The sequence below is a fragment of the Halobaculum sp. P14 genome (assembly GCF_051195155.1).
Lineage (GTDB): Archaea > Halobacteriota > Halobacteria > Halobacteriales > Haloferacaceae > JBNTKA01.
This window is the reverse complement of record NZ_JBNTKB010000004.1, coordinates 61,538-87,026: the sequence shown is the minus strand read 5'-3', so window position 1 is coordinate 87,026 and position 25,489 is coordinate 61,538. Positions and strand designations below refer to the sequence as shown.

Sequence of the window (25,489 nt, the reverse complement as noted above, 5' to 3'; positions counted from 1 at the left end):
CGCCGGGTACAAACCGGTTCCTACTCGGCGCGGCCGCCGGATGCGCCCGGGACCACCACGGCTGAGGCGCCCGGGACGCCGAGGTGTCGGCCGCGCCACTCGCCGTCGCGGTTCACGCGGAGTTCGCCGTCCGCGGTGACCGCGGCGAGTAGGTCGTCGCCGACGGCCACGTCCGCGACGCCGGACTCCGCCGCGGCGACCCACGCCGAGCCGTCGGTGTCGCCGTCTTCGGCGTCTCGCCCGCCGCGTTCGTACAGTTCGTCGCCGGTGGCGGCGACGGCGCGGTCGCCGGCGGCGTCGGTCGCGACCGCGCGGAAGTCGCCGTCGAGGTCGCGCATCCAGCCGTTCCCGAGCGCGTACAGCGCCTCGCCGGTGACGGCCAGCGGGGCGCCGCCGCCGGCGACGTCGCGGGCGTCGTCCAGCCCGGCGTACTCCACGTCGCCGTCGCGGACCCGGTGGACGCCGTCCGCCGCCGCGACGAGCGTCCCGGCTATCCGTCGCGGGTCGTCCACCGCGCCGACCGCCGCCCACTCGTCGGCGTCGCCGGCGAGCCGCGAAATCGTGCCGTCGGGCGCCGCCGCGAGCACCGCGTCGCTGCCGGCGTCGACGCCGACCGCGACCGCCGGGCCGTGACCGGACGGCTCGAAGTCGCCGACGAGGACGTCGTCGTCCGTCGCCACGGCGAGCACGTCGCCGGCGGCGGCGAGGTCGCGCGCCGAACACCGGTGGTCGATGCCGAACTCGCCGACGATGTCGCCGGACACCTTCGCGCCGACGACGCCGACCGTCGACGCCACCAGCGCCCGCGTCGCCCCCGTCTTCGCGTCGTACACCCGCTTCTCGTCGATCGTGGGCATCGCTCTCGTCGTGAACGGTGTGCGTCGCCCCCGATAAGCGGTCGGGTCCGCGTCGGCCGCGAGGAAGACACGGCCGGCGCCGACACGGTCGTCCCTGGACCGCCGCCGTCGGACGCGGTTGACCCCGGAAGCCGTCCGGGATTCGCCGCCGCGAGCCGCGCAGTATTCATCGAAACGCTTACCGCCGGACCCCGCAAACCCCGGATTATGCAGAAGCTCATCGTCCACGGCGACCCCGGCATCCGGAAGGACGCCGTCATCGACTACGACGGCGAGGAGCAGACGGTGTTCGCCATCCAGCGGCAGGGCGACTACCACGGCCCGGACGAACCGCAGCTCTGGTGCACCATCGGCACCGAGGACGAACGCGAGGCGTTCGAAAAGCGCGAGTTCGTCCCACACTGGCTCGACGTGGACAGCGTCGACGCCGACGACCTCGACGTCGTGACGGCGAAAGGCGACCTCGCGGTCTGATTCGGCGTCGCCGCCGCTCCGACCGTACTGCCGTCCACTGCTTCTCTCCTGCCGCAGATTCTCGCCGCGTCCGATTTCGCTGGACGCGCCGTCGCAGCGCCGCGGTCAGGCGTCGCCGTCGCCGTCGTTGGCCGCGCCGGGGAGTTCGGATTCGGTGACGCGGTACACCGTCACCGACTCCGTCGTGACGACCGGGTCGACGCCGCTGATGGCGGCGAAGTCGACGACGCGGTCGCCGTACCGGGTCCGCTCGCTCGGGCCGACCCAGACGTACTCGACGTCGTACTCGCGGAGCACCGCGGCCGTCCGGTTCGGGTTCGTGTAGGCGTCGTCGACGTCGCGGACACGGGCGAAGTACGCCTCCGGGCCGCGGTAGCCGACCTCGTGGTGCCAGCCGGCGACCGTCGGGACGCCGGTGAGGCTCGCGGCCGGGCTGGCCTGCCACTGGTACATGCTCGGCCCGTGGCCGTACCGGCTCGGCGCGCCGGGGTAGACGCCGGTCGCGGGCGCCGACAGCATCGTCGGCTGGCCGGCGCGGTCGTCGAGGTAGTCGATTGCGGGCGCCGCGTCCGGGTGGAACTGCGCGACGAAGTCGGTGGCGTTCAGCGTCGGCTCCGCGGGGTAGTCGGTGTCGTACGGGCTGCCGACCTGCCCGTTCCCGCCGCCGAAGTGCGCCGACAGCGCGAACCCGGCGTACAGCCCGGTGGAGACGACGAGCACCGCGGCGCCGACGACGGCGAGCGTCCGCCGGGTCGACGCGTCCGGCCACCACGTGAGCGACGGGCGGGCGACCGGGCGAAGCAGCGACGCCACGGCGGCGCCGGCGGCGACGGACCACAGCGGCCACACCTGCGCGTACGTCTTGAACACGGTGTTCATGCGGCCCGGGCCGGCCTGCTCGTTCAGGTAGACCAGTTCGACGAGCAGCACCAGTCCGGCGCCGGCGACCGCGAGCACCGTCTCGAAGCCGGCGCGGTCGGCTCGGACCGCCACCCAGCCGGCGACGACGACGCCGCCGACGAGGCCGAGCGCCGGGACGCCGACGGCGACGCCGGTGCCGACCAGCGCGAGCGCGGCGGCGGCGACCTGCACCGGGTGGTCGCGGCCGACGGCGCCGAACAGGTGCGCGGCGAACACGGCGAGGAACGCGCCGTGGACGAGCAGCAGGCCGCCGAGCGACGACCGCATCGACGGGCCGAGCAGCGCCGGCGTCCGGCTGCCGCCGCCGACGGCGCCGAACAGGAACGGCGCGGCGACGACGACCGCGACGAGGCCGGCGACCGCGACGAGGCCCGCGGCGACGGCGGGCCGCGCGAATTCGGCGCGAAGCCGGCTGCTCCCGACCGCGTCGTCGACGGCGTCGCGCGCCACGCCGGGGAGGAGCCGCCACGGCGCCGCCGGCGCGAACGTCAGGCCGAGCCACGCCAGCCCGAACACGGTCGGGAAACTCCACGTGTTCATCACCGCCTGGAAGCCGCCGACCACCGGGACGACGCCGAACAGCACCAGCCGTCTGCGGCGCGTCGCCGCCGCGTCGCCGCCGCGGTCCCGGTCGCCACCGTCGCCGGTATCCGCGTCGTCGCTGCCGCTGCCGTGTCTGCCGTCGTCGCTGTCGTCGTCGCCGCCGCGGTCACCGGTCGCGTCGGCGCCGGTGCGGTACAGCGTGAACGCGAGCGCCGCGGCGAGCACGAGGAACGGCGTCGCCGTCATGTGCGCGTGCAGGTCGCCGTTCAGCCAGCCGAACAGCGGGAACTCGTTGATGGTGCCGGGGATGACGCGGCTCGCCGTCCAGTACGAGAAGTCACCGAGGACGGCCGACGGGTCGAAGCCGAACCGGCGGCCGACGGCGGCCTGCAGTCCGCTCGGAAGCGCGCCGAGCACCACCCACGCCGCGGTGTGAAGATTCGACCCGAGACCGACGAAGAAGGCGGCGAACAGGCCGGCGACGCGCCGCGAACGCCCGCGGGAGGCCGCGACGGCGCCGGCGAGGTCGAAGACGGCGGCGACGAGCGTCGCGTAGAACCCGGCGAGCGCGAGGTTGTACGCGAACCGCGCCGCGGTGCCGGTGAGCGTCGCGAGCACCGCCGTCAGCAGGTGGCCGCCGTAGTAGTACCGCACCGGCTCGTTCGCGAACCACGGGTCCTCCGGCGGGAGCGCCGCGCCGCGGAGCAGCGACTTCAGCAGCCCGAAGTCGAGGAACTTCTCGCCGCCGGCCGGGTGGACCGCCGGGTCGACGGCGCGGACCGCGACGAGCAGCGCGAACGCGGCGAGAAACACCGCGGCGGTGTCGGTCGCCGCGTCACGGTTCACCGACATCCCGGAGGCGAGTCGAACGTCGCCGTCCCGGAGCGCGTCGCGGTCCAGCGCGGCGGCGGCGGCGAGCGCGAGCAGCACCAGCAGCGCGGCGGCGACCGCCGGGACGCCGAACGCGACGCGGCCGACCCAGAACGAGACGACGCCGCAGACCAGAAGCGACACCGGCAGCGCCAGCCCCGCGCCGCCGGTCGCCGACTCCGGGAACAGCCGCCGGGCGAGCGGGTAGCCGAGCGCGGCGAGCGCGGCGTACGCGACGACCCAGACGGCGACGAGACCGTACTCCATTGGCTGTGAGAGTCGGTGCCGCGGCTAAGTCCTTTTTGGGACGCGACGCCGCCGTGCGGCGACGGCCGAGCGGTCCCGGGGCCGGCCGGCGCTGCCTCGCCCCGCTCTGGCCCGCCGAGGTTCCGCACGGCTTTTACCGACCGGTAGGGTACGGGTGGGTATGCCGCCGACCGTCGGGGTCGTCGTCCCCGCCTACCGCCCCCGCCCCGACCGGCTTCGCGCGTACCTCCGTGACCTGCAGGCCGCCCTCCGCCCCGACGAACTCCGCGTGGAACTGGACGCCCCCGGCCCCGACGGGCCGACCGACGCCTCGGACTTCGACCTGCCCGACGGCGTCGACTGCCGCGTGGTGACGCGGCGCCGCGGGAAGGGCGCCGCCGTCACGGCCGGCTTCGAGGCGCTCTCCACCGACGTGCTCGCGTTCGCGGACGCCGACGGCGCGACGCCCGCGGACTCCATCGCCGACGTCGTCGCTCCGGTCGTCGCCGGCGACGCCGACCTCGGCGTCGGCTCGCGCCGCCACCCGGACGCCGACGTGCGGTCGCACCAGACGTTCGCGCGTCGGTTCCTCGGCGACGGCTTCGCCTGGATGGGCCGCCGGCTGCTCGACGCTGCGCTGTACGACTACCAGTGCGGCGCGAAAGCCGTCTCCGCGGACGCGTGGGACGCCGTCCGCGGCCACCTGTACGAACCCGGCTTCGCGTGGGACATCGAACTGGTCGCGGTCGCCGCGGCCCTGGAGTACCGCATCGCCGAGGTGCCGGTGACGTGGGAGGACCAGCCCGGGTCGACCGTCTCGCCCGTGACCGACACCATCGACATGGGCCGCGGGCTGCTGGTCGCCCGGCACCGCGCGCGGCTCATCCGCGACGACCGGCTCCACCGGCTGCTCGACCGCGACGACGCCACGGCGCTGGTCGACCAGCGGGGCGACGACCGCGACCGCGTCGGCGACGCCGGCGCCGCCGCGGGCGCCGGAGGCGACACCAGATGACCGGCGACGACGGCGGAGACGGCGATGCGGCCGCGGACGACGGCGCCCGCGAACTGCTTCACGGCGCCCGCATCGGCCAGTTCGTCTCCGTCGGCGCGGTCGGGTTCCTGTTCGACATGGCGGCGTCGACGGCGCTGTCGGAGTTGGGCGTGTTCCCGGAGGTCGCCGCCGCCGTCGGCATCGAGGTGTCCGTCGTCGTGATGTTCCTGCTGAACGACCGCATCACGTTCGCGGACCAGGGGCTCGCCGGCGTCGCGCCGACACTGCGCCGCCTGGTGAAGTCGAACCTCGTGCGGGCCGCCGGCATCGCGGTGCAGCTCGTCGTGTTCTCCGCCGTCTACCGCGGAATCGACGTCTCCGTCTCCGTCGCCGGCATCGACGCCTGGTTCGTCGTGTCGCGCGCCGCCGGCATCGGCGTCGGAATGGTCGTGAACTACGTCGCCGAGAGCCTGTTCACGTGGCGCGTTCTCAAGTGACCGACGCGCCGAATCGTGGTGAAGAGTGCCATACGGCGGCGACCTGCGAAACACAACCCTTACAAACGCGGCCCGTTTCCTCACACGTAGCGGGATGGGATAGCCAGGAGATTCCGCCGGGCTCATAACCCGGAGATCGGTAGTTCAAATCTACCTCCCGCTATGTTCTCCTGCGCACCGACCGACCACGACCGGTCGGCTTCTCCGCCGCTCCGAACTCACCGCTCGTGAGCCGCGGTTCGGCGCCGAGTTAGGAGCCGGTGAAGTCGATGCGGCTCCCGCCCTCTTCGCCCTCCTCGCCGGACTCGCCGCGGTGTTCGAACCGGTAGTCGTCGTCGACGAGGTACACCGCGCCGTCCGCGACGGCGACGTCGACGGCCTCCAGCACCGAGCCTTCACACGGCCCGAAGTCGCAGAAGCCGCTGTCGAGCTGGAACGTCGCGCCGTGTTTCTGGCAGACGACTTCGCCGTTCCTGACGAGCGCGCCGTCGCCCTTGTCGAGCCGGACGTCGGTCCAGTGCTGGCAGTAGTTCCGGAAGGCGACGACGTCGCCGTCGACGCGGGTGAGGAACGCCTCGCCGAGTTCGTCGTCGTCGCTCCGCACCGTGAACAGCAGCGTCGACTCCGCCGGCACCTCGTCGGCGTCCGCGACGCGCGAAGCCTCGTCCATGACTCCCGTACCGCGTCCGAGGGTTGTATGCCTATCCGTCTCGGCCGGCGTCGGCGGCGTCCGGGCCGTCACGGCTGTCGGCGTCGGCTCCGCCGCGCTCGCCGTAGCAGGCGGCTTCGACGCGCTGGTCGTACAGCCGCGAGACGAGCCGCGTCACCGGCCCCGGCTCGGGGTCGTCGCCGATGGTGACGCCGTCGTAGACGCCGACCGGCCGGATTTCGCGGATGGAGGAGGTGATGAACGCCTCGTCGGCGGCGCGGACGTCGTCCGGGGCGTAGCGGCCCTCCTCGACCGGGAAGCCCTCGTCGCGGACGACGTCGAGGACGACGCGGCGGGTGACGCCGGGGAGCACCGGGCCGGCGAGCGACGGCGTCCGGACGACGTCGTCGGCGACGAAAAACAGGTTCGCGGTGGCGCACTCGGCGACGTCGCCGTCGGCGTCGAGCAGCACCGCCTCGTCGGCGTCGCTCACCCGGGTTTCGGCGCGGGCGAGGACGCCGTTCAGGTAGTTGTGCGTCTTCGCGTCGCTCGGCAGCGACCGATCCGGGACGCGGCGCGTCTTCGCGGTCTGCAGCGTCGCCGGGCCGTCCCACACCGATTCGCCGCCGCGGTCCGCGCGGCCGCCCCGCGGCAGCGGCGTCACGAGCGCCACGACCGTCGGCTCCGTCTCCGCGGCCGGCGGCGGCGTGAAGCCGTCCGTCTCGCCGCGCGTCACCGACAGCCGAACCGACGCGTCCGCGAGGCCGTTCGCGGCGAGCGTCTCGTCGACCCGCTCCCGCAGGCCGTCGGCGGTCAGCCCCAGTTCGTCCGCGGGCATCCCGAGGCGGTCGAGCGAGCCGAACAGCCGGTCGACGTGGGCGTCCCAGCGCCACGGCGTCCCGCCGTACACCCGGACCGTCTCGAAGGCGGCGTCGCCGTACAGGAAGCCGCGGTCCCGCACCGACACCGCCGCGTCCGCGGCCGCGACGAGGTCGCCGTCGACGTAATACGTCAGCGACTCGGACGCCGCGTCGCCGTCGCCGCCGCCACTGCTGCCGGCGCCGCCATCGCCGCCACTGCCGCTCCCGTCATCGTCGCGTTCGCCGCCGCCGGTTTCGTCGCGCTCGTCGCGGCCCGCTGCGTCTCCGCTCATCGTGTCTCGCCGTCGTCGCACAGGCCGATGAAGTTGGCGACGACGTCCTTCCCGGTCGGCGTCAGGATGCTCTCGGGGTGGAACTGGACGCCGACGTGCGGCTTCTCGCGGTGGCGGACGCCCATGACGACGCGGCGCTCGTCGTCGGTCCACGCCGTCTCGGCGAGCGCCGCCGGGACCGCTCTGCGGTCGACGGCGAGCGAGTGGTACCGGCCGACCTCGACGCGGCCGGGGAGCCCCGAGAAGACGCCGCCGCCGTCGTGTTCGACCACCGACGGCTTCCCGTGGACGACGTCGGGGGCGCGGCCGACCGCGGCGCCGTTCGCGGCGCAGAGCGCCTGGTGGCCGAGACAGACGCCGAGCGTCGGGTAGTCGCGGTCGCGGAACACCGGAACCGAGACGCCGGCGTCCGCGGGGGTGCCCGGGCCGGGCGAGACGACGACGCCGTCCGGGTCGAGCGCGTCGACGCCCGCGAGGTCGACGCGGTCGTTCCGCCTGACCACGACGTCGTCGGCGAGTTCGCCGACGTACTGGACGAGGTTGTACGCGAACGAGTCGTAGTTGTCGACGACGAGGACGCGGGTCACCGCCGCACCTCCATCGACTCGTCGTCGAGCGCCTCGTCGACGGCGGTGACGAGCGCGCGGGCCTTCGCCAGCGTCTCCTCGTACTCGGCGTCCGGGTCGGAGTCGTGGACGACGCCCGCGCCGACGCGGAGGTGGTAGCGGTCGCCGGTTCGCACCAGCGTCCGAATCACGATGTTGAACACGGCGCGGCCGTCGAAGCCGACCGCGGCCATCGACCCGGTGTACGGCCCGCGCCGGGTCGCCTCCAGTTCGTCGATTATCTCCATCGTCCGCGGCTTCGGCGCGCCGGTGATGGTGCCGCCGGGGAACGTCGCCGCCAGCGCGTCGGCGAGCGACCGGTCGCGGCGCTCGTCGCCCTCGACGCGCGAGACGAGGTGCATCACCTCGGCGTAGCGGTCGACGCGGCGGTACTCCGCGACGTCCACGGAGCCGTACCGGCTCACCTTCCCGAGGTCGTTCCGTTCGAGGTCGACGAGCATCGCGTGCTCCGCGCGCTCCTTCTCGTCGCCGGTCAGTTCCGCCTCCATCGCCGCGTCCGCGGCCGCGTCGTCGCCGCGGGGCCGCGTCCCGGCAATCGGCTCCGTCTCCAGTCGCGCGGCCGCGTCGGCGTCGCGGTGGCGGTCGGCTGCGTCGGCGCGGTGGCGGTCGGGTGCGTCGTCGCCGGCGTCAGCCACGTCGTCGCCGCGGTCCGGGTTCGGGTCGCGCCGCAGCAGCAACTCGGGGCTCGCGCTCACCAGGTCGACGCCGGGGAACTCGACCAGCCCGGAGTACGGCGCGGGGTTGACGCGGCGAAGCGCGGCGTACGCCGCGACCGGGTGGACCGCGGCGGGCGCGGTGAGCCGCTGGCTGACGTTCGCCTGAAAGGTGTCGCCGTCGCGGACGTACCGCTTGACGGCCCGCACCCGGTCGGCGTACGCGTCGCGGCCGCAGTCGCTCTCGAACGCGGCGGCGTCGGCGTCGACGCGAGCGGGGCCGACCGCCGGGTCGCCGCGGCGGATGCGCTCCGCGAGCGACTCGGCGGCGTCGAGCGCCGCGTCGTACGCCGCGTCCGCGTCGGCGTGGTCGGAGAGCCGCGGACACGACGTGATTCGGAGCGTGACGGGGCCGTCGCCGTCCCGCGGCTCCGTCCACGACGCGACGGTGTCGTACAGGCCGAACTGGAGGCGCGGGAGCCCCCGGTCGTCGACCGCGTCGCCGGGGAGCGATTCGAGTTCGCGGGCGACGTCGTACGACAGCCAGCCGAACAGGCCGCACGGGTACGGGACGTCGCAGTCGCCGCGGACCAGCGTCTCCGCGTCGACGACGCCCTCCAGCGCCTCCAGCGTCGGCGACGGCTCGGCGTAGTCGCCGTGGCCCGGATGCTCCGGGTCGCGGGTGACCGCGTCGGCGCCGACCGTCAGCCGCTCCGCCGGATCGACGCCGAACAGCCCGAACCCGGACTGGCCGCCGGTGGTCTCGTAGAACACGCCGCCCGGCCGGTCGGAGCCGGCGTCGTCGTCCGCCGCGTCGGTCTCCTCGTCGCCCGCCCCGTCGTCCTCCGCTCCGTCGGTCTCCGGCGCGTCGTCGGCCGCGTCCCTGCGGGCGCGCCGGTACGCCGCGAACGGGTCGTCGACGGCGACCCGGCCCTCGACGGGGATGCGGGCGTCCGCGGGGGCGTCGGCCGCGAGCCGGCGGTACGTCTCGCGGTCCGTGACCGTCTGCATGGCCGAACGCGCGGCCGCCGAGGAGAAAGTGGTTCGGTTCCGATTCGGCTCCGTGCTGGCTCTGGTCGACGGCTCGCTCTGACCCTGGGGCTACGGCTCGAACTCCTGCGCCCGGTCTATCCAGCGCTCGACGCGCGATTCGGACACCGTGGTCCGCTCTGCGACCTCCGCGGCGTCGGCGTCCGCGAGGTCCGCGACGGTGTGGATGCCGATTTCGCCGAGCCGCTCGGCGTACGCCGGGCCGATGCCCTTGATTTCGTCGACCGGCGTTCCCTCGGTTTCGCCGCCGGCTTCGACCTCGTCCTCGGACGGCTCGACGTCCTCGACGTCGGTGGTCACGTCCTCGGACTCCGGCCCGGCGGCCTCGGCGGGCTCGGCGGCGCCGGCGGGCTCGCTCGTCGCCTCCTCCTCGTCGACGAGCGACTCGGTCGACGCGTCGGCGTCCGTCCCGGCAGCGACGGGTTCGCCGTCGGCGTCGACCTCGTCCTCCGAGGGTTCGACGTCCTCGACGTCGGTGGTCACGTCCTCGGACTCCGGCCCGGCGGCTTCCGCGGGTTCGGCGGCGCCGGCGGGCTCGCTGGCCGCCTCCTCTTCGTCGACGAGCGACTCGGTCGACGCGTCGGCGTCTGTCCCGGCAGCGACGGGCTCGTCGACCGACTCGTCCGTTTCCGTCTCGGTTTCCGTCTCCGCTTCGCGCTCCCGTTCGACCGTGACCGACGTCTCGGCCGACCGGTCTTGCTCGTCGGCGCGCCCGATGCCCAGCAGGCGCTTAATCTTCCGCAGTAACACCATATCGTCGGGGACGACGACGGCGCTATTTAAAAAACCAGCGGGGAAATCGCTACAGTTCGGCGCGGAGCGCGTCGTTCATCGCCTCGACCGGCGCGTCCTCGCCGGTCCACCGCTCGAACGCCGCGGCGCCCTGGTACAGCAGCATCCACGCGCCGTCGATGGCGGTCGCGCCGGCGTCGCGGGCGTCCCGAAGGAGCCGCGTGTCGAGCGGCGTGTAGACGGCGTCGAGCACCGCGAGGTTCTCGTGGAGCAGGTCGGCCGGCACCGGCGTCTCGTCGGACTCCATCCCGACGGTGGTCGCGTTCACCAGCACCGACGCGTACGGCACCCGGTCGTCGAGGCTGTCCAGCCCGCCGCAGGTGACGTTCGTCGGCGTGTCGAGGTCCGACGGCAGCCACGACGACAGGTCGTCGACGAGCCGTCGCGCCCGCCGCTTCGTCCGGTTGGCGACGTGGAGCGCGACGGCGTCGTCGGCGAGCGCGAACGCCGCCGCCCGCGCCGCCCCGCCCGCCCCGACGACGACGACGTCGGCGCCCTCCGTGTCGACGCCGTGGTGAGTCAGCGCGCGCCGCACCCCCTCGACGTCGGTGTTGTGCCCGGTCGGCGCGTCGCCGCTGAAGTCGACCGTGTTGACGGCGCCGACGCCGGCGGCGAGTTCGTCCGGCTCGACCGCGCTCAGCACGTCCTCCTTGAACGGCACCGTGACGTTCAGTCCGGCGACGCCGAGCGTGTCGGCGGCGCCGACTGCGGCCGCCGCCTCCCCGCGCTCCGGCTCGAACGTCACGTACCGCGCGTCGACGCCGGTCGCCTCGTACGCCGCCTCGTGCATCGGCGGCGACAGCGAGTGCCCGACCGGATTCCCGATGAGTCCGTACACGTCCATGCGTCGGCGGTGGGCGCCGGGCCGCATAAACCCCGGCGGGGTCGTCGCGGCGGCCGGTGCCGCGCCCGCTCCGTCCCGCCGCTTATTTCGACTCTGGCTCTCAGAACTGATGTTTTCGGGGACGGGCTTTTCAGTGCGACTCCGGCATCGACGGGAGATGACGTTTCAGCTCCTCGGCACCGCTCTCCCACTCTACGGCACGACTGACACGGTCGTCGAACTGCTCACCGGCGACGCGGGAATCGCCTTGCTGCTCGGCGTCGTGCTCCTCTACGTCGGCGCCGAGTCGCTCGTGAAAGGCGCCTCGAACCTCTCGGTCGGACTCGGGATGCGCGCCGCCGTCGCCGGCGTCACCGTCGTGGCGTTCGCGACGTCGGCGCCCGAACTCGCCGTCGGCGTCCTCAGCGGCCTCGACTTCGGGACGACGCTCGGCCTCGGCGCCATCGTCGGCTCGAACATCGCCAACATCGGGCTGGTGCTCGGCCTCTCGGCGCTCATCCGCCCGCTCGACGTCGCGGAGGAGACGGTGCGTCGACACGTCCCGTTCATGGCGCTCGCCGCGGTGCTGCTCGTCGGCTTCGGCCTCGACGGAACCGTCGGCCGGTTCGACGCAGCGGTGTTCCTCGTCGCGCTCGCCGGCTTCACCTACGTCCTGTTCACCGCGACCGACGACGGCGACGCCGACCTGGACGTCGCCGTCGACGCGGACGCGGACGACTCGGTCGCCACCGACGGCGGCGCCACCGCCGAGGGCTTCGGGTTCCTCGCGAACCGGGACATCCGGCTCCGCGACCTCGCGTTCGTCGCCGTCGGCCTGCTGCTGCTGCTCGTCGGCGCCCGCCGACTCATCAGCGGCGGCCAGACGTTCCTCTACTACCTCGGCTTCGGCGACCGGTTCGTCGGTCTCACCGTGCTCGCGCTCGGCACCTCGCTCCCCGAACTCGCCGCCTCCGTCGTCTCCGCCATCCGCGGCGAAGCGGACTTCTCCGTCGGCAACGTCGTCGGTTCGAACATCTACAACGTCCTCGCCGTCCTCGGCGTCCTCGGGCTCATGACGCCGATTTCGGTTCCGGCCGGCACCAGCACCTTCGAATTCCCCATCCTCGTCGGCTTCACCGGCGGCGCCATCGTCCTGATGCTCCGGAACCGCGAACTCACCCGCGTCGACGGCGTCGTCCTGCTGGCGGGCTACGCGCTGTTCGTCCACTTCCTGCTGTAAGCCCGGGCGCCCCGAGTCGACGCCTCCCTCGCGGTCGCCGTCCCGAACCGGAGCGTATTCGCCGGTCGACGCCCGACAGGCGAACACACCGTGATCGGACTCGTCGCCTCCCGCGCCGACCGCGCCTCCGAACACATCGCCGAGCAGTTGCTCGACCTGGCGGACTGGTCCAGCCGCGTCGACGACGACCGGCCGGACGCGCGCGGCGGCGGCACCTACCACCGACTGCACCGCGCCGGCGACGCCGTCGAACTCCGCGCCTTCGACGACCTCCACATCTACCTCGACGACCCGACGGCGGCGTTCTCCGAGCGCCCGGACTACCTCGTGTTCCTCTCGCGGCACTCCGGCGACACCGGGCCGCTGCTCACCTGCCACTTCACCGGGAACTTCGGCGACGCCGAGTACGGCGGCGCGTCCCGGGCGGTCGCGCCGGCCTGCCCGGGCGTCCAGCGCGCGCTCGTCGCCGGCTTCGACGCGCACGCCCCCGACGGTTACGACGTCGCCATCGAAGGCACCCACCACGGCCCGACCGACCTCGCCGTCCCGGCGGTGTTCGCCGAACTCGGCAGCGACGACGCCCAGTGGGACGACCCGGCGGGCGCCGCAGCGGTCGCTCGGGTCGTCCTCGAACTCCCCGACCGCGACGCCGCGGTCCACGTCGGCGACCCCGCCGACCCGCGGCACCTCGTCGGCTTCGGCGGCGGCCACTACGCGCCGCGGTTCGAGCGCGTCGTCCGCGACACCGCGTGGGGCGTCGGCCACATCGCCGTCGACTGGCAGCTCGACGACCTCGGGAACCCGAAGGCGCACCCGGACGTCGTCGACGCCGCGTTCGACGCCAGCGACGCCCGGTTCGCGCTCGTCGAGGGCGACCGGCCCGTGCTCCGCGAGGCGCTGGAGAACCGCGGCTACCGCGTCGTCTCCGAGACGTGGGTCCGGGTCGTCGGCGACCGCCCGCTCGGCCTCGTCGCGGCGCTCGAATCCGACCTCTGCAGCGTCGACGACGGCCTCCGATTCGGGGCCCGCGCCGCCGACGTCGAGGGTGACGGTGGCGCTGACAGTGACGCGGGCCGCGATTCGGACAGTGCCGCGGACGGGAGCGCAGATCCCGGCGACGCCGCCGACCGGTACGTCGTCGCCGACCTCCCGGACGACCTGCTCGCGGCCGCGCAGGGAATCGACACGGACCGGACCCGCGACGCCGTCGAAGCGCACACCGTCGCGTTCGAGACCGCCGAAAGCGGGACGCGGGCCGTCGGCGAGGCCGCGCTCGCCGACCCGGCGGACCGCGCGGCCCTCGTCGACGCGCTCGCCGACGTGCTCCGCGAGAAGTACGACGACGTGGAGCGCCGCGGCGGCGCCGTCGTCGCCCGCGTCGACGCGTTCGACCCGGCGCTCGCCCGCGACGCCGGCGTCCCCGAGGGGCCGAAGTTCGGCCGGCTCTCGTCGGGCGAACCGGTCGACGTCGACGGCGAAACCGTCGAGCCGGACGACGTGCGGAGCGTCCGAGAGGAGCGATTCCCGGCGTAGCAGCGCCGTGCAGCCCGGCGATACGCGTCGTCGCTGACGCGCCGGAGTGGCTGCCGTCGCTGTCGACGCGCCGAATTGTCTGACGTCGGCAAGACGCGAGGGGGAAAGGTAATAACTCTCCGTCCGCAACCCCTCCCCATAACTATGGACTCTATCGTCGAAGACGCTATCGACGAGGCCGAAGGGGAGGGGGAGGCGCAGGACGCCGGGTCCGTGCCGCCGGCCTCCGACGGCGCCTCCGGGACCGACTCCGACGGCGGCGGCGACGCGCCGCGAACCGGGAAGATGACCGACGACGAGCTGCAAGACGTCCTCAAGGACCTCCAGACCAACATCACCGTGGTCGGCTGCGGCGGCGCCGGCGGCAACACGGTGAACCGGATGGCCGAAGAGGGCATCCACGGGGCGAAACTGGTCGCCGCGAACACCGACGTCCAGCACCTCGTGAACATCGAAGCCGACACGAAAATCCTGATGGGCCAGGAGAAGACGCAGGGCCGCGGCGCCGGGTCGCTCCCGCAGGTCGGCGAGGAGGCAGCAATCGAGAGCCAAGACGAGATCCGCGAATCCATCGACGGCTCCGACATGGTGTTCGTCACCGCCGGCCTCGGCGGCGGCACCGGCACCGGCTCGGCGCCCGTCGTCGCGAAGGCTGCCCGCGAAATCGGCGCGCTCACCATCGCCATCGTCACGACGCCGTTCACCGCGGAGGGCGAGGTCCGGCGGACGAACGCGGAAGCCGGGCTCGAACGGCTCCGCGACGTCGCCGACACCGTCATCGTCGTCCCGAACGACCGGCTGCTCGACGCCGTCGGCAAACTCCCGGTCCGGCAGGCGTTCAAGATCTCCGACGAGGTCCTGATGCGGTCGGTGAAAGGCATCACCGAACTCATCACGAAGCCCGGCCTCGTCAACCTCGACTTCGCCGACGTCCGCACCGTCATGGAGAAAGGCGGCGTCGCGATGATCGGCCTCGGCGAGTCCGACTCCGACACGAAGGCGCAAGAGTCCGTGCAGTCCGCGCTGCGCTCCCCGCTGCTCGACGTCGACATCTCCGGTGCGAACTCGGCGCTCGTCAACGTCACCGGCGGCTCAGACATGAGCATCGAGGAGGCGGAGGGCGTCGTCGAGGAGATCTACGACCGCATCGACCCGGACGCCCGCATCATCTGGGGGACGTCCATCGACGAGGAACTCGAAGGGTCGATGCGCACCATGATCGTCGTCACCGGCGTCGAATCCCCGCAGATATACGGCCGCAACGAGGCCGCGCAGGGCGAGGCGGAAGACCGCCTCAAAGACATCGACTACGTCGAATAGTCCGTCAGCCCGGCAGTCGTCCCGGCCCGACCAGGTCCGGCCGCCCGGCCCCGACCCGAATCGGCTCGGTCCGTGCTACGCCCGACGCGACCCCTTCGGCTTCGGGCCCCCGCTCTCCCGCCTTCTCGGTTCTTCGCTCTTCGCTTTCCGTGTCGAGGACGCGTCGCGTCGCTCCGCGACGGCAACGCGGCACCGTAGGTACCATTCAATAGATAGAAAAGGCACGGGCCCATTTCTCCGACCAACATGGACGTCAAGTACGACCTGGCAAGCTACGTCAGGGTGCTCAAGCTGGCGAGCACGCCCTCCTGGGGGGAGTTCTCCCAGATCGCGAAGATCGCCGGCGCCGGCATCTTGCTCGTCGGGTTCCTCGGCTTCGTGATCTTCGCGGTCATGGAGCTGCTGACCGGGGTGGTCTAGATGCCGATTTACTCCGTGAAAACGACCGCTCGGCAAGAGCAGACCGTCGCCGACATGATCGCCAGCAAGGAGATGCCGGACATCCACGCCGTGCTCTCCCCGGACCAACTCACCAGCTACGTGCTGGTCGAAGCGGACGACGACTCCGTCATCCGGCGGGTCCTCGAGGAGGTGCCGCACGCCCGCGGCCTCGTCGAGGGGCCGGGCGGCGAAGCCGGGAAGTCGTCGATGTCCGAAGTCGAGCACTTCCTGTCGCCGACGCCGGACGTCGAAGGCATCGCGGAGGGCGACATCGTCGAACTCATCGCCGGCCCGTTCAAGGGCGAGAAGGCGCAGGTCCAGCGCATCGACGAAGGGAAAGACCAGGTGACGGTCGAACTGTACGAGGCCACCGTCCCGATTCCGGTGACGGTCCGCGGCGACCAGATTCGCGTCCTCGACAGCGACGAACGCTAACCGCCCGCGTCCGCCGCCGGCGGTCCGCGGTTCGTCCGCTCCGTTTTTCTCCGAGCCGGGACCCACGACGCTCGAACGATTCCCAGCGCCGAGCGCGTCGCTCGTCGGCGGTCGGTTCGGCGGAGAAACCGCGGTTCGGGGCGGCCTGCGGTCAGGGCGCCTGGTTCAGCCGGTCGACGACGGCGTCGATATCGGCTTCGGCCTCGATGTCGTCTTTGACGTCCTCCCGTTCGCGGACGTCGTCCGAGTCGGCGTCGTACGCCCGCACGAACTCGGCGCGGGTGTGTTCGTCGAACGCGTGCTGGATGGCGAAGTAGCCGTCCGGCACCTCCGTGCCGCACACCTTGCACTGGTGGCGGTCGTGCGCCGACGCCTGATGGACGATGGCGTCCTCCACCGCGTCGAACGCGGCGTCGCAGCCGTCGATGCCGCAGGCCCACGGTGACATACCGATTTCGACGCCGGGCAGACGCAAAAGGGTTTCCCGCCGGTGGTCACGCCTCGGCGCCGTCGCCGTTGCGTCTCGGCGTAGCGTGGCCGTGTCGCCGCCGAATCGTCACCGCGTCGTCGCCGTGTCGCCCCGGCGTGGCGTCGTCGACACCGATGGCGCGTCGCTGCCGTCCGCCGCATCGGTGCTGAAAGCGGAACCCATTACTTCCCGGACAGCGGAGTTCACGGCCGTGAGCAGAGTCGACCTGCACGTGAAACGGCTCGACGAGCAGGTCGTCGAGCGCGCACGCTCCGCGGGCCTCGACGCCCTCGTGTACGCCCCGCACTTCACGCGGCTCCCCGAGATTCGCGACCGCGCCGAGCGCTTCTCGACGCCCGACGTCACCGTCGTCCCGGCGCGGGAGGTGTTCACCGGCGACTGGCGGAACCGCCGGCACCTCCTCGCCGTCGGCCTCGACGACCCGGTCCCCGACTTCATCACGTTCGAGGCGGCGCTCGCCGAGTTCGACCGGCAGGACGCCGCCGTGCTCGTCCCGCACCCCGAGTTCATGAACGTCAGCCTCACCCGGGCCGAAGTCGGCGCCTACTCCGACCGCATCGACGCCGTCGAGACGTTCAACGCGAAGCTGTTCGACCGGCAGAACCGCCGCGGCGCCCGCATCGCCGAGGCGTTCGACCTGCCGGTGTTCGGGTCCTCGTACGCCCACCTCCGCGGCACCGTCGGCTCCGCCTGGACCGAGTTCGACGACGACGTCCGTACGGAGGCCGCGCTGGTGGACGCGCTGAAAGCCGGCGCGGACCGGACCGTCGTGAAGCGCCGCGACCCGGCCACCCGGGTCCGCCGGCTCGCGGAGTACGTCCACCTCGGCGTCGAGAACAGCTGGGGGAAGCTCGACCGGCTGTTCCTCTCCGGGATGGAGCCGACGAACCCGCGGCACATCGCCTACGAAAACCGGTTCGACGACGTCGCAGTCTACTGATTTTCGGTTCTCGGAGCGGTTCGGGGCCGGTCACACCATCGCCGCGAACGACGCCGTCTTCGCCGCCGCGGTGTTGAGGTCGACGACGTAGAAGTGGACGGCCGCCAGCGCGCCGAGTTCGACGAGCGTGATTGCCACCGTGACGACGTCGGCCCAGCCGCTGCTCGTCGGAACGCCGACCGGCAGGTCGAACTCGTCGTCGAGCAGCGGGTAGAACAGCGCGATGCCGCGCTTGCTGCCGGCGAGGTCGAGCAGGTAGTGGGTGGCGACGCCGACCCAGACGAAGTGGAGGTTGTCGAACACGACCGGGTAGGCCGCGGTGACGCCGAGAACCGGGAGGTTGTGCAGCGTCTTGCGGTGCCGGCCGAACGCCGTGTCGACGTCCGGGAACAGCGCGCCGAGCACCAGCGGCACGAACAGCGACGCGATCTTCACGAACGTCGTCACGTCGCCCGCGGGCTCCAGAATGTACCCCAGTCCGACCGCGAGCAGCGCGCCGTTCAACACGTGTCCCTTCTTGTTCACGGCTTCCCGTCTCGCCGCCGCCGTCCAAACGTTTTCGGCCTCGACCCGCCCGGTTCAGCGCCGCCGCTCGACGGCCGCGAGCAGGTCCGTCAGCGCCTGCCGCGCGATTTGCTCTTTGATCTGCGTCCGGTCGCCGTCGAACTCGTAGCGCTCCACGGAGACGGCCGACTCGCCGCTCCCCCACTCGCCGCGGTACGCGACGCCGACGTACACCGTCCCGACGGGCTTCTCGTCGGTGCCGCCCGTCGGCCCGGCGATGCCGGTCGTGGAGACGCCCCACGTCGTTCCGGCGACGTCGCGGACGCCGCGCGCCATCTGCCGGGCGACCGGCGCCGACACCGCCCCCTCCTCGTCGAGGGCTTCGCGGTTCACCGCGAGGTCGGTGAGTTTCGCGTCGTAGCTGTACGTCACGGCCGACCGGTCGAAGTAGTCGCTCGACCCGGGGACGTCGGTGAGCAGCGACCCGATGAGGCCGCCGGTACACGACTCGGCCGCGGCGACGGTCGCCTCCGTCTCGCGGAGGGCGTCGCCGACGCGCTCTTCGACGGGCGGCTCCTCGGCGAACTCGCGCATACCGACGCTTCCGGCGGCGACCGGAAATAGGCGACGGGCGCCGCCGGGTACGGCCGACGAGGCCGTCCACCTGTCCCTGCACATCGTCGCGCTGCCGAGACCGCGGAAGCCAAGTGCGCGCCGCGCGGACGACACGCCGTGACGTACGAGCGCCCGCAGTTCTTCCGCGTGATGCAGTACGCCGCGGCCGCCGACCGCGACGTCGTGGACATGGTGTCCGGGAACCCCGACTGGGAGCCGCCGGCGGCGCTCCGCGACGGCCTCAGGGAGTACGCCGACGCCGACCCGGACGACTTCCAGTACCCGCCGAGCGAGGGGCTCGTCGAACTTCGAGAGGAGATCGGGGCGCGCCGGAACGTCTCGCCGGACCGCGTCGTCGTGACGAACGGCACCGGCGAGGCGAACTACCTCGCGATGGCGGCGGCGCTCGACCGCGACGCCGGCTCCGAGGTGTTGCTCACCGACCCGGTGTACCCGTACTACCCCGGGAAGGCGGCGCTGCTCGGCGGCGACGTGACGTACGTCCCGGCCGCGGAGGACGGCGACGTGGACCAGGAGGCGTTCCGGGAAGCGGCGTCGGAGGAGACCGGTCTCATCCTCGTGAACACGCCGAACAACCCGACGGGAGCCGTGTACTCGCGGGAGACAATGCGGGCGCTCGCCGACCTCGCCGAGGACGTGGACGCGACGCTCGTCGTCGACGAGGTGTACGACCACTTCGACCTGACCGGCGAGTTCGAGTCGGCGCTGACGCTCGACTCCGACCGCGTCGTCGTCACCACCGGCTACTCGAAGTCGATGGCCATCACCGGTTTCCGCGTCGGCTACGCGGTGCTCCCCGAGCAGTTCGTCGACGGCGCGAAGACGCGGCACATGCTGGTGAACGTCGCGACGTCGCGGCCGCCGCAGGTCGCCGTGCTCCGCGCGCTCCGCGAAACAGACCCGGCGTACTACGCCGACGCCCGAGCGCTGCTCCGAGACCGCGTCGAAACGTTCACGGACGCGCTCGACGCCGCCGGCGCGGACTACACCCGCCCCGACGGCGCCTTCTACGTGCTCGCCCGCTTCGACGGCTTCCCCGGAACTATGGCGAACGCCGAGACGCTCATCGACGAGGCGGGCGTCGCCGGCATGCCGGGCGAAACCTTCGGCTCGGCGCGCGACGACTGGCTCCGGTTCGCGCTCGTCACGCCGCGCGTCGACGAAGCGGCGTCGCGGCTCGCCGACTACTTCGGCTGACTGGGTGCTCGGGCCGCGCGGCCTACTCGGACTCTCGGTCGCGCCGCCTCCCGCGACCCGGCTGCGTCCGAGTCGTCTGGCCGCGGCTTCCTATTTAACGGTTGGCCGCAGAGCCGTCGCGTCCGGCCCCGTTTCGAGGCGGCGACGCCGCGGGACCAACGGATAGACAAGTGCGCGCGACCTGCTCCGGGTAATGAGCGACATCGACGTGGAGGCGGTCGACGACGTCGACGCGGCCGTCGACGAGGCGGACGAGGCGGCCGCTGACGAAGTGGCCGCAGACGAGACTGACGAGGCGACCGACATCCCCGCGGCGGTCGGCGCGGAGGCGCCGGAGTACGTGCTGTACGGCGGGAAGGGCGGCGTCGGGAAGACGACCTGCGCGGCGGCGACGGCGCTCGCGTCGGCGGCCGACGGGACGGCGACGCTCGTCGTGTCGACCGACCCGGCGCACTCGCTGTCGGACACGCTCGGCGTGGACGTCCCCGCGAGGCCCGCCCGAATCCGCGAGGACGTCCCGCTGTACGGCGCCGAAATCGACCCGGACGACGCCATGGCCGACGGGCTGTTCGACGGTGCCGCCGGCGACGCCGATGGCGACGGTGCGGGCGATGCGGGCGCCGGCGCGAACCCGCTCGGCGGACTGGGCGGCCTCGGCGACGCGGCGGGAGAGTCGCCGCTCGCCGGGATGCTCGGCGGGCAGATACCGGGCGCGGACGAGGCGGCGGCGATGCGGGAACTGCTCGAACACCTCGACGACCCGCGGTTCGACCGCGTCGTCGTCGACACCGCGCCGACCGGCCACACGCTCCGGCTGCTCCAGCTCCCGGAGCTGCTCGACTCCATGGTCGGCCGGATGATGAAGCTCCGCCAGCAGTTCTCCGGGATGATGGACGGCGTCAAGGGCGCGTTCGGAATGGGCGGCGACGACCCCGCCGAACCGGACCTCGACGAACTGAAAGAGCGAATCACGCGGCTCCGCGCGACGCTGCGCGACCCCGAACGCACCGACTTCCGCGTCGTCGTGGTTCCCGAGGAGATGAGCGTCGTCGAGTCCGAGCGGCTCGTCGACCGGCTCGACGAGTTCGAAATCCCGGTGAACACGCTCGTCGTGAACCGGGTCATGGAGGACCCGAACGACGTCGCCGCCACCGACATCGACGACGACTGGGTGGTCACCCCGAACCTCGGCTCCTGCGACTTCTGCCAGCGCCGCTGGGAGGTCCAGCAGAACGCGCTCTCGCAGGCCACCGACCTGTTCCGCGGCCGCGACGTCAAGCGCGTGCCGCTGCTCGCCGACGAGGTCCGCGGCGAGGACGCCCTGCGCGTCGTCGCCGCCTGCCTCGCTTAACCCCGGTCCTCCGTGGCGTCCGGCTCGGCGGCCAGTTCGGCGGCGAGCGCCCGCGCGGCGTCGACGTGGCTGTCCGCTTCGTCGTCGCCGGTGCCGTCCAGTTCGTCGAGCAAGTCGACGACGTGGCCCGCCCGTTCGCGGACCACCGCCGGGTCGGCGTCGTGGTCCGCGAGGTCGCGGGCGACCGCGGCCGCCTCGCCGAGATACGCGTTCGCCTCCCGCGTCACCGGCCGCTCCTCGGTGGCGTCGAGACGGTCCGCGAGCCGCTGTATCCGGGCTTCGCGCTCCGATTCGTCGTTCGGCGAGCCGTCGGTCATCTACGAGAGCTTCGCGGCGAACGACCAGACGGAGTCGGCGACCCACGTCGGCGCCAGCCGGGCGAGTTCGGCGGCCTTCGCGAGCGGCCCGACCGGGTAGCGCGGCGCCGGCTTCGTCGCGCTCGCCGCGTTCACGACGTCCTCGGCGACCCGTTCGGGCTGGACGGCGCCGACGCCGTCACCGCCGCCGACGACGCTGTAGTCCTCGATGAGCGAGTACACCGCGTCGTAGGCGCCGGACCGCTCGACGCCGCTCAGTTCGGACTCGACGCGGGAGTCGAAGCCGGTGTCGACCGGGCCGGGCTCGACGAGCGACACCGTGATGCCGTACTCCCGCACCTCGTTCCGGAGGGCGTCCGTCATCGCTTCCAGCGCGAACTTCGAGCCGCAGTACGCGCCGCTGCCCGGAATCGACACGCGGCCCGCCGCCGAGGAGACGTTGACGATGGCGCCGTCCTCGCGGCGCCGCATCGCCGGCAGCACCGCGCGAATCAGCCGGTGCGGCCCGTACACGTTCACGTCGAACTGGGACTCGACGGCCGGCGTCGGGACGTCCTCCACGGCGCCGAACTGGCCGTAGCCGGCGTTGTTCACGAGCGCGTCGATGCGGCCCTCCTCGTCGAGGATTCGCTCGACGACGCGCTCGACGTCGTCCGACTCGGTGACGTCGAGCGTCGCGATTCGGCAGCCGTCGCGCTCCCCGAGCGTCTCGACGTCCGCCGGGTTCCGCGCCGTCGCGTACACCGTCCACTCCTCGTCGAGGAACGCCGCCGCCGTCGCGCGGCCGATGCCGGACGAGCAGCCCGTGATGAGAACCGTCCGTTCCATACCCGCGAATCGTCGGCCGCCCTGTTAACTCCCTGCGTCTCCGACGGCGCCGTCGTTCGGGAGGGCAGCGAGCGACGACGGCCGGCACCGGGCCGCGTGTTGGTTTAAGTTGTTCTCGTCACAAGGGATAGATACGACAGGGAGTCGGGCCGTGGACTCGGCCCGGATTCGCCGCTTTTCGGGTGGTTCGTCGCTTCGAGCGTCGCCTCGACCTGTGGCTTCTTCGGCCGTCAGTTCTCCAGCACGTCCGTCTTGGGTCAGTTCTCCAGCACGTCCGTCTTGGGTCAGTTCTCCAGCACGTCCGTCTTGGCTTCGTCCGCGTACGCGTCCGCGCGACGCGTCGGCTCCGGCAGTTTGTAGTCGCCACACAGCGCCTCGACGAGGTCGACGGTCGTGTCGGCGCCGACGCGGTGTCCGGGGCTGACGTACAGCGGATTGATGATGCGGCGGTTCTCGTACTGCCGCGACTGGAAGGCGTAGCCGATGACGGTCCCGTCGGGCGCCTCCACGGAGTCGTCGGCGACGACCGGGGTGCGCCAGCCGGCCTCGTGGCCGTCGACGTCCGCCTTCGGTTCGCCGCACAGCAGGCTCTTCGCGACGCCGACCGCGGGGGCGTCCAGCGTGACGCCGATGTGCGTCGCGATGCCGGCCTGCCGGTAGTGGATGCGGCCGCTGCCGTCGAAGACGTACAGGTCGGGGTCGGCCTCCAGCGTCGCGAGCGCGTCCAGAATCGGGCCGCCTTCGCGGAACGCCAACAGCCCCGGTATGTACGGAATCGTCAGCGGCGACACCGCGTACGTCCGCTCGACGACGTCGCCGCCGCGCATCACGACGACTGCGGAGACGACGCGCTCGTCGAGGAATGCCTGGTCGACGCCGGCGACGAGCGGCGCGTCGGCGCCACCCGCGTCTTCGGCGCCGGCGGCGTCACTCCCGGTCAGCGTCGTCGCGTCCGGGTCGGACAGCCCGACTGCGGCGGGGTCGAACGGGAGGTCGTCGGTGAAGACTGCCTCCGCGACGAGTTCGCGCTGGAGCGTCTCCATCTCGTCGTGGCTCAGCGACGGGTCGGGGCGGAACTCCGGGTGGACGACGTCGGGCATTCAGAACCGCCCGCCGGGGCCGCCCGGGCCGCCCGGGCCGCGGCCGCCACCGAACTGAATCGATTCGGGCGCCTCGCGTTCGCCCTTGATGACGGCGCCGTACGCGAAGCCGATGCCGAGGCCGACGAGGTGCGCCCAGTTCGCGACGCCGGCGCCGCCGCCGAGCCACGACACCGACGACAGCCCCCAGATAATCGAGAGTATCGCGAAGCCGACCGTCAGCACCCACAGCGGCATCGGGATGATGAAGTAGAGGTACACCTTGAGGTTCGGGCGGAGAATCGTCAGGACGCCCATTATCGCCATAATCGCGCCGGACGCGCCGACGACGCCGGTGGCGACGCCCGGGGCGAGCAGGCTGCTGGCGCCGATCTGTGCGAGGCCGGCGAGCACGCCGGCGCCCATGAACAGCGCCGTGAACCGCTTCGAGCCGAGGCGGCGCTCCACGACCGGCCCGAAGAAGTACAGCGCGATACTGTTGAACAGGATGTGCGTGAAGCCGCCGTGAGAGAACACCGACGTCACCCACGTCCAGACGTACAGCGGGTGGTTGCTCGACAGGACGAACGCGGCGTCCCACAGCGGCGACGGGTCGGCGCGGGTCGGCACCTCGATGCCCAGCAGGAACGGGAACACGAGATACTGGAAGGCGAACGTCACCCACATCAGCGCGAGGAACGTGAACGTCATGTTCCCGCGGAAAAAGCCCATCGTGCCGCCAGTCGAGGTCTGCCGGTCGAGGTACGACTTCGCCTTCGCGGCGACGCCGCCGGAGCCACCGCCGGAGTTCACGGAGTCGTCGAACCCGGAGTCGAAGACGCCGCTCGGGTCGTTCCACTCGTTCAGCCCGGGGCAGTCGTGGTTCTCCGGCAGCCGGTGTTCGGCGCAGAACGTCCGTCCGCAGCGCCGACACTGGTACGGCATGTTCTCGTAGGCGCCGCACTCGTCGCACTCAGCCATCACCGGGAGTTGCCGCGGCCCGGTTATATGGTTTCGCCTCCCCGGCGCGGCGTTACGCGTCGGCAGCCGACTGCTCGTCGTCGTCGTCGCTGCCGGCGTCCTCGCCAGCCCCGTCGTCGCCGGCGTCGAAGTTCGTGGGGACGACGGTCAGGTGGTTCATCCCGTGGGTCGGCTGTTTCGCGGCCATCTCAGGCAACCATTGCCGACACACCGACTAAAGATTACCCATAATCATAACACATCCGGCGGCAGAGTTCCATGTCCACGGCTAATCCCGGACGGCGAACGCGGCGGCTCGCCGGGCGAGCGCGGCAAAAACGGGGGTTCGTCGCCGACGCGGCGCCGACTTACCCGAAGTGCTCCTCGTAGAGGTCCTGGGCGTGTTCGATGGCGTCCTTCGCGGACTGCGCGTCCTCCCAGCCCAGCGTTTCGACCTCCTTCCCCTCCTCGAGGTTCTTGTACGTCTCGAAGAACTCCTCGATTTCAGCCTTCTTCTGGTCGGTGATGTCGTCGACGTCCTCGACGTGGTCGTACCGCGGGTCCTCCGTCGGCACCGCGATGACCTTGTCGTCCTTCTCGCCGTCGTCGTCCATCTTCATCAGGGCGACGGGGCGCGCCTCGACGATACAGCCCGGGAACGTCTGGTCTTTCACGAGCACCAGGACGTCGAAGGGGTCCTCGTCGTCGTAGTAGCTCTGCGGGATGAAGCCGTAGTCGGACGGGTAGTGGACGTTCGAGTGCAGCACGCGGTCGAGGACGACCGCCGGCACGTCCTTGTCGTACTCGTACTTGTTGCGCTCGCCTTTCAGGCACTCCACGACGGCGTAAATCTCGTCGGGGGCGTCCGGGCCCGTCTCGAGGTCTTCCCAGAGGTTCGTCATGCGCCGGATGGTTCCGGTAACGGCCGCAAATGCCTTTCGGGATACCGCTCCCGGCGCGCTGCGGGGTCTGACGCGGCCCCTGCACGTCCGAGCATTTATCTGTCACCTGCGTCTTCGTTCAGCGTACGCACACGTCCGGCGCAACGGGGGGATCGTTCCGTCGGAACA

Annotated in this window: 28 protein-coding genes and 1 tRNA gene; 12 read left to right on the top strand and 17 right to left on the bottom strand. The window is 72.1% G+C overall.

Annotation, left to right across the window (positions count from 1 at the left end):
• Positions 1-20: 20 nt before the first annotated feature.
• On the bottom strand, positions 21-857 hold the full coding sequence (locus tag ACQUS7_RS09170; protein ID WP_435146524.1) for an HVO_0234 family beta-propeller protein: 837 nt from the start codon (positions 855-857) through the stop codon (positions 21-23).
• A 207-nt stretch (positions 858-1,064) separates the two neighbouring features.
• On the opposite strand from ACQUS7_RS09170, the gene ACQUS7_RS09165 reads away from it, so the two are divergent.
• Positions 1,065-1,331: an HAH_0734 family protein gene (locus tag ACQUS7_RS09165; RefSeq protein WP_435146522.1), complete on the top strand. Its 267-nt coding sequence runs from the start codon at positions 1,065-1,067 to the stop codon at positions 1,329-1,331.
• 105 nt (positions 1,332-1,436) lie between these two features.
• Here the strand turns inward: ACQUS7_RS09165 and ACQUS7_RS09160 are convergent, their stop codons facing one another.
• The gene (locus ACQUS7_RS09160) at positions 1,437-3,932 is read right to left on the bottom strand and encodes a DUF2298 domain-containing protein (RefSeq protein WP_435146520.1); all 2,496 of its coding nucleotides are present in this window, start codon (positions 3,930-3,932) and stop codon (positions 1,437-1,439) included.
• Positions 3,933-4,092: 160 nt separating this feature from the next.
• Between ACQUS7_RS09160 and ACQUS7_RS09155 the strand changes: the two genes are divergently transcribed.
• The 3 genes from ACQUS7_RS09155 to ACQUS7_RS09145 all read left to right on the top strand — a co-directional run bounded on the left by ACQUS7_RS09155 (position 4,093) and on the right by ACQUS7_RS09145 (position 5,565).
• Complete coding sequence (locus tag ACQUS7_RS09155; RefSeq protein WP_435126674.1) at positions 4,093-4,926, top strand: glycosyltransferase; 834 nt, start codon at positions 4,093-4,095, stop codon at positions 4,924-4,926.
• A complete protein-coding gene (locus tag ACQUS7_RS09150) occupies positions 4,923-5,402 on the top strand; it encodes a GtrA family protein (protein WP_435126677.1) in 480 nt (159 codons plus the stop codon). The genes ACQUS7_RS09155 and ACQUS7_RS09150 overlap by 4 nt, the downstream gene beginning before the upstream one ends.
• A gap of 88 nt (positions 5,403-5,490) precedes the next feature.
• Positions 5,491-5,565: transfer RNA gene (locus ACQUS7_RS09145), tRNA-Met, on the top strand.
• Positions 5,566-5,652: 87 nt separating this feature from the next.
• Here ACQUS7_RS09145 and ACQUS7_RS09140 read toward each other — a convergent pair.
• From ACQUS7_RS09140 to ACQUS7_RS09115, 6 genes are all read right to left on the bottom strand, one after another.
• Positions 5,653-6,072, bottom strand: coding sequence for a Rieske (2Fe-2S) protein (locus tag ACQUS7_RS09140; RefSeq protein WP_435126680.1), 420 nt, complete (start codon positions 6,070-6,072; stop codon positions 5,653-5,655).
• A 31-nt stretch (positions 6,073-6,103) separates the two neighbouring features.
• A complete protein-coding gene (locus ACQUS7_RS09135; RefSeq protein ID WP_435146517.1) occupies positions 6,104-7,204 on the bottom strand; it encodes an aminotransferase class IV in 1,101 nt (366 codons plus the stop codon).
• Entirely contained in the window at positions 7,201-7,791 is a 591-nt protein-coding gene (locus ACQUS7_RS09130) for an anthranilate synthase component II (protein WP_435146515.1), read from the bottom strand. The genes ACQUS7_RS09135 and ACQUS7_RS09130 overlap by 4 nt, the downstream gene beginning before the upstream one ends.
• The gene (locus ACQUS7_RS09125) at positions 7,788-9,494 is read right to left on the bottom strand and encodes an anthranilate synthase component I family protein (protein ID WP_435146513.1); all 1,707 of its coding nucleotides are present in this window, start codon (positions 9,492-9,494) and stop codon (positions 7,788-7,790) included. Before ACQUS7_RS09125 ends, ACQUS7_RS09130 begins: the two co-directional genes overlap by 4 nt.
• 90 nt (positions 9,495-9,584) lie before the next feature.
• Positions 9,585-10,286 (bottom strand): helix-hairpin-helix domain-containing protein, encoded by a 702-nt coding sequence (locus tag ACQUS7_RS09120; protein WP_435146511.1) that lies wholly within the window; start codon positions 10,284-10,286, stop codon positions 9,585-9,587.
• A 49-nt stretch (positions 10,287-10,335) separates the two neighbouring features.
• A complete protein-coding gene (locus ACQUS7_RS09115; protein ID WP_435126694.1) occupies positions 10,336-11,169 on the bottom strand; it encodes a shikimate dehydrogenase in 834 nt (277 codons plus the stop codon).
• A gap of 157 nt (positions 11,170-11,326) precedes the next feature.
• Between ACQUS7_RS09115 and ACQUS7_RS09110 the strand changes: the two genes are divergently transcribed.
• The 5 genes from ACQUS7_RS09110 to ACQUS7_RS09090 all read left to right on the top strand — a co-directional run bounded on the left by ACQUS7_RS09110 (position 11,327) and on the right by ACQUS7_RS09090 (position 16,117).
• The gene (locus ACQUS7_RS09110; protein ID WP_435146509.1) at positions 11,327-12,388 is read left to right on the top strand and encodes a calcium/sodium antiporter; all 1,062 of its coding nucleotides are present in this window, start codon (positions 11,327-11,329) and stop codon (positions 12,386-12,388) included.
• A 90-nt stretch (positions 12,389-12,478) separates the two neighbouring features.
• A complete protein-coding gene (locus tag ACQUS7_RS09105; RefSeq protein WP_435146507.1) occupies positions 12,479-13,921 on the top strand; it encodes a D-aminoacyl-tRNA deacylase in 1,443 nt (480 codons plus the stop codon).
• A gap of 144 nt (positions 13,922-14,065) precedes the next feature.
• Positions 14,066-15,241, top strand: coding sequence for a cell division protein FtsZ (gene ftsZ, locus ACQUS7_RS09100; RefSeq protein WP_435146505.1), 1,176 nt, complete (start codon positions 14,066-14,068; stop codon positions 15,239-15,241).
• Between the two features lie 246 nt (positions 15,242-15,487).
• Entirely contained in the window at positions 15,488-15,661 is a 174-nt protein-coding gene (locus ACQUS7_RS09095; protein WP_435126706.1) for a protein translocase SEC61 complex subunit gamma, read from the top strand.
• Positions 15,662-16,117: a transcription elongation factor Spt5 gene (locus ACQUS7_RS09090; protein WP_435126709.1), complete on the top strand. Its 456-nt coding sequence runs from the start codon at positions 15,662-15,664 to the stop codon at positions 16,115-16,117. It begins immediately after the preceding gene.
• 151 nt (positions 16,118-16,268) lie between these two features.
• On the opposite strand, the gene ACQUS7_RS09085 is transcribed toward ACQUS7_RS09090, so the two are convergent.
• Positions 16,269-16,565 (bottom strand): DUF7565 family protein, encoded by a 297-nt coding sequence (locus ACQUS7_RS09085; RefSeq protein WP_435126711.1) that lies wholly within the window; start codon positions 16,563-16,565, stop codon positions 16,269-16,271.
• 232 nt (positions 16,566-16,797) lie between these two features.
• On the opposite strand from ACQUS7_RS09085, the gene ACQUS7_RS09080 reads away from it, so the two are divergent.
• The gene (locus ACQUS7_RS09080) at positions 16,798-17,547 is read left to right on the top strand and encodes a PHP-associated domain-containing protein (RefSeq protein WP_435126713.1); all 750 of its coding nucleotides are present in this window, start codon (positions 16,798-16,800) and stop codon (positions 17,545-17,547) included.
• Positions 17,548-17,577: 30 nt separating this feature from the next.
• On the opposite strand, the gene ACQUS7_RS09075 is transcribed toward ACQUS7_RS09080, so the two are convergent.
• Positions 17,578-18,072: a metal-dependent hydrolase gene (locus tag ACQUS7_RS09075; RefSeq protein WP_435146502.1), complete on the bottom strand. Its 495-nt coding sequence runs from the start codon at positions 18,070-18,072 to the stop codon at positions 17,578-17,580.
• Positions 18,073-18,126: 54 nt separating this feature from the next.
• Complete coding sequence (locus ACQUS7_RS09070) at positions 18,127-18,645, bottom strand: CinA family protein (protein WP_435146500.1); 519 nt, start codon at positions 18,643-18,645, stop codon at positions 18,127-18,129.
• 138 nt (positions 18,646-18,783) lie between these two features.
• Between ACQUS7_RS09070 and ACQUS7_RS09065 the strand changes: the two genes are divergently transcribed.
• Positions 18,784-19,884, top strand: a complete 1,101-nt coding sequence (locus ACQUS7_RS09065; protein ID WP_435146498.1) for a pyridoxal phosphate-dependent aminotransferase — start codon at positions 18,784-18,786, stop codon at positions 19,882-19,884.
• Between the two features lie 193 nt (positions 19,885-20,077).
• Positions 20,078-21,235, top strand: a complete 1,158-nt coding sequence (locus ACQUS7_RS09060) for an ArsA family ATPase (RefSeq protein ID WP_435146496.1) — start codon at positions 20,078-20,080, stop codon at positions 21,233-21,235.
• Here ACQUS7_RS09060 and ACQUS7_RS09055 read toward each other — a convergent pair.
• From ACQUS7_RS09055 to ACQUS7_RS09030, 6 genes are all read right to left on the bottom strand, one after another.
• Positions 21,232-21,552: a hypothetical protein gene (locus ACQUS7_RS09055; RefSeq protein ID WP_435126728.1), complete on the bottom strand. Its 321-nt coding sequence runs from the start codon at positions 21,550-21,552 to the stop codon at positions 21,232-21,234. The genes ACQUS7_RS09060 and ACQUS7_RS09055 overlap by 4 nt on opposite strands.
• Positions 21,553-22,380, bottom strand: a complete 828-nt coding sequence (locus tag ACQUS7_RS09050) for an SDR family oxidoreductase (RefSeq protein WP_435146494.1) — start codon at positions 22,378-22,380, stop codon at positions 21,553-21,555. It abuts the gene before it with no gap.
• A 284-nt stretch (positions 22,381-22,664) separates the two neighbouring features.
• Complete coding sequence (locus tag ACQUS7_RS09045) at positions 22,665-23,480, bottom strand: endonuclease V (protein WP_435146492.1); 816 nt, start codon at positions 23,478-23,480, stop codon at positions 22,665-22,667.
• Positions 23,481-24,440: a rhomboid family intramembrane serine protease gene (locus ACQUS7_RS09040; RefSeq protein WP_435126737.1), complete on the bottom strand. Its 960-nt coding sequence runs from the start codon at positions 24,438-24,440 to the stop codon at positions 23,481-23,483. It lies immediately after the preceding gene.
• 52 nt (positions 24,441-24,492) lie between these two features.
• Positions 24,493-24,627, bottom strand: a complete 135-nt coding sequence (locus tag ACQUS7_RS09035) for a hypothetical protein (RefSeq protein ID WP_435146489.1) — start codon at positions 24,625-24,627, stop codon at positions 24,493-24,495.
• Between the two features lie 160 nt (positions 24,628-24,787).
• Positions 24,788-25,321, bottom strand: a complete 534-nt coding sequence (locus ACQUS7_RS09030) for an inorganic diphosphatase (RefSeq protein WP_435126741.1) — start codon at positions 25,319-25,321, stop codon at positions 24,788-24,790.
• Between the last annotated feature and the right edge of the window lie 168 nt (positions 25,322-25,489).

Coding starts and splice junctions, on each gene's coding strand:
- ACQUS7_RS09135 (WP_435146517.1), bottom strand. CDS start 7,204: ATGAGCGGAGACGCAGCGGGCCGCGACGAGCGCGACGAAACCGGCGGC.
- ftsZ (WP_435146505.1), top strand. CDS start 14,066: ATGGACTCTATCGTCGAAGACGCTATCGACGAGGCCGAAGGGGAGGGG.
- ACQUS7_RS09055 (WP_435126728.1), bottom strand. CDS start 21,552: ATGACCGACGGCTCGCCGAACGACGAATCGGAGCGCGAAGCCCGGATA.
- ACQUS7_RS09115 (WP_435126694.1), bottom strand. CDS start 11,169: ATGGACGTGTACGGACTCATCGGGAATCCGGTCGGGCACTCGCTGTCG.
- ACQUS7_RS09110 (WP_435146509.1), top strand. CDS start 11,327: ATGACGTTTCAGCTCCTCGGCACCGCTCTCCCACTCTACGGCACGACT.
- ACQUS7_RS09125 (WP_435146513.1), bottom strand. CDS start 9,494: ATGCAGACGGTCACGGACCGCGAGACGTACCGCCGGCTCGCGGCCGAC.
- ACQUS7_RS09150 (WP_435126677.1), top strand. CDS start 4,923: ATGACCGGCGACGACGGCGGAGACGGCGATGCGGCCGCGGACGACGGC.
- ACQUS7_RS09050 (WP_435146494.1), bottom strand. CDS start 22,380: ATGGAACGGACGGTTCTCATCACGGGCTGCTCGTCCGGCATCGGCCGC.
- ACQUS7_RS09120 (WP_435146511.1), bottom strand. CDS start 10,286: ATGGTGTTACTGCGGAAGATTAAGCGCCTGCTGGGCATCGGGCGCGCC.
- ACQUS7_RS09165 (WP_435146522.1), top strand. CDS start 1,065: ATGCAGAAGCTCATCGTCCACGGCGACCCCGGCATCCGGAAGGACGCC.
- ACQUS7_RS09060 (WP_435146496.1), top strand. CDS start 20,078: ATGAGCGACATCGACGTGGAGGCGGTCGACGACGTCGACGCGGCCGTC.
- ACQUS7_RS09170 (WP_435146524.1), bottom strand. CDS start 857: ATGCCCACGATCGACGAGAAGCGGGTGTACGACGCGAAGACGGGGGCG.
- ACQUS7_RS09090 (WP_435126709.1), top strand. CDS start 15,662: ATGCCGATTTACTCCGTGAAAACGACCGCTCGGCAAGAGCAGACCGTC.
- ACQUS7_RS09045 (WP_435146492.1), bottom strand. CDS start 23,480: ATGCCCGACGTCGTCCACCCGGAGTTCCGCCCCGACCCGTCGCTGAGC.
- ACQUS7_RS09160 (WP_435146520.1), bottom strand. CDS start 3,932: ATGGAGTACGGTCTCGTCGCCGTCTGGGTCGTCGCGTACGCCGCGCTC.
- ACQUS7_RS09085 (WP_435126711.1), bottom strand. CDS start 16,565: ATGTCACCGTGGGCCTGCGGCATCGACGGCTGCGACGCCGCGTTCGAC.
- ACQUS7_RS09095 (WP_435126706.1), top strand. CDS start 15,488: ATGGACGTCAAGTACGACCTGGCAAGCTACGTCAGGGTGCTCAAGCTG.
- ACQUS7_RS09155 (WP_435126674.1), top strand. CDS start 4,093: ATGCCGCCGACCGTCGGGGTCGTCGTCCCCGCCTACCGCCCCCGCCCC.
- ACQUS7_RS09035 (WP_435146489.1), bottom strand. CDS start 24,627: ATGGCCGCGAAACAGCCGACCCACGGGATGAACCACCTGACCGTCGTC.
- ACQUS7_RS09030 (WP_435126741.1), bottom strand. CDS start 25,321: ATGACGAACCTCTGGGAAGACCTCGAGACGGGCCCGGACGCCCCCGAC.
- ACQUS7_RS09070 (WP_435146500.1), bottom strand. CDS start 18,645: ATGCGCGAGTTCGCCGAGGAGCCGCCCGTCGAAGAGCGCGTCGGCGAC.
- ACQUS7_RS09040 (WP_435126737.1), bottom strand. CDS start 24,440: ATGGCTGAGTGCGACGAGTGCGGCGCCTACGAGAACATGCCGTACCAG.
- ACQUS7_RS09140 (WP_435126680.1), bottom strand. CDS start 6,072: ATGGACGAGGCTTCGCGCGTCGCGGACGCCGACGAGGTGCCGGCGGAG.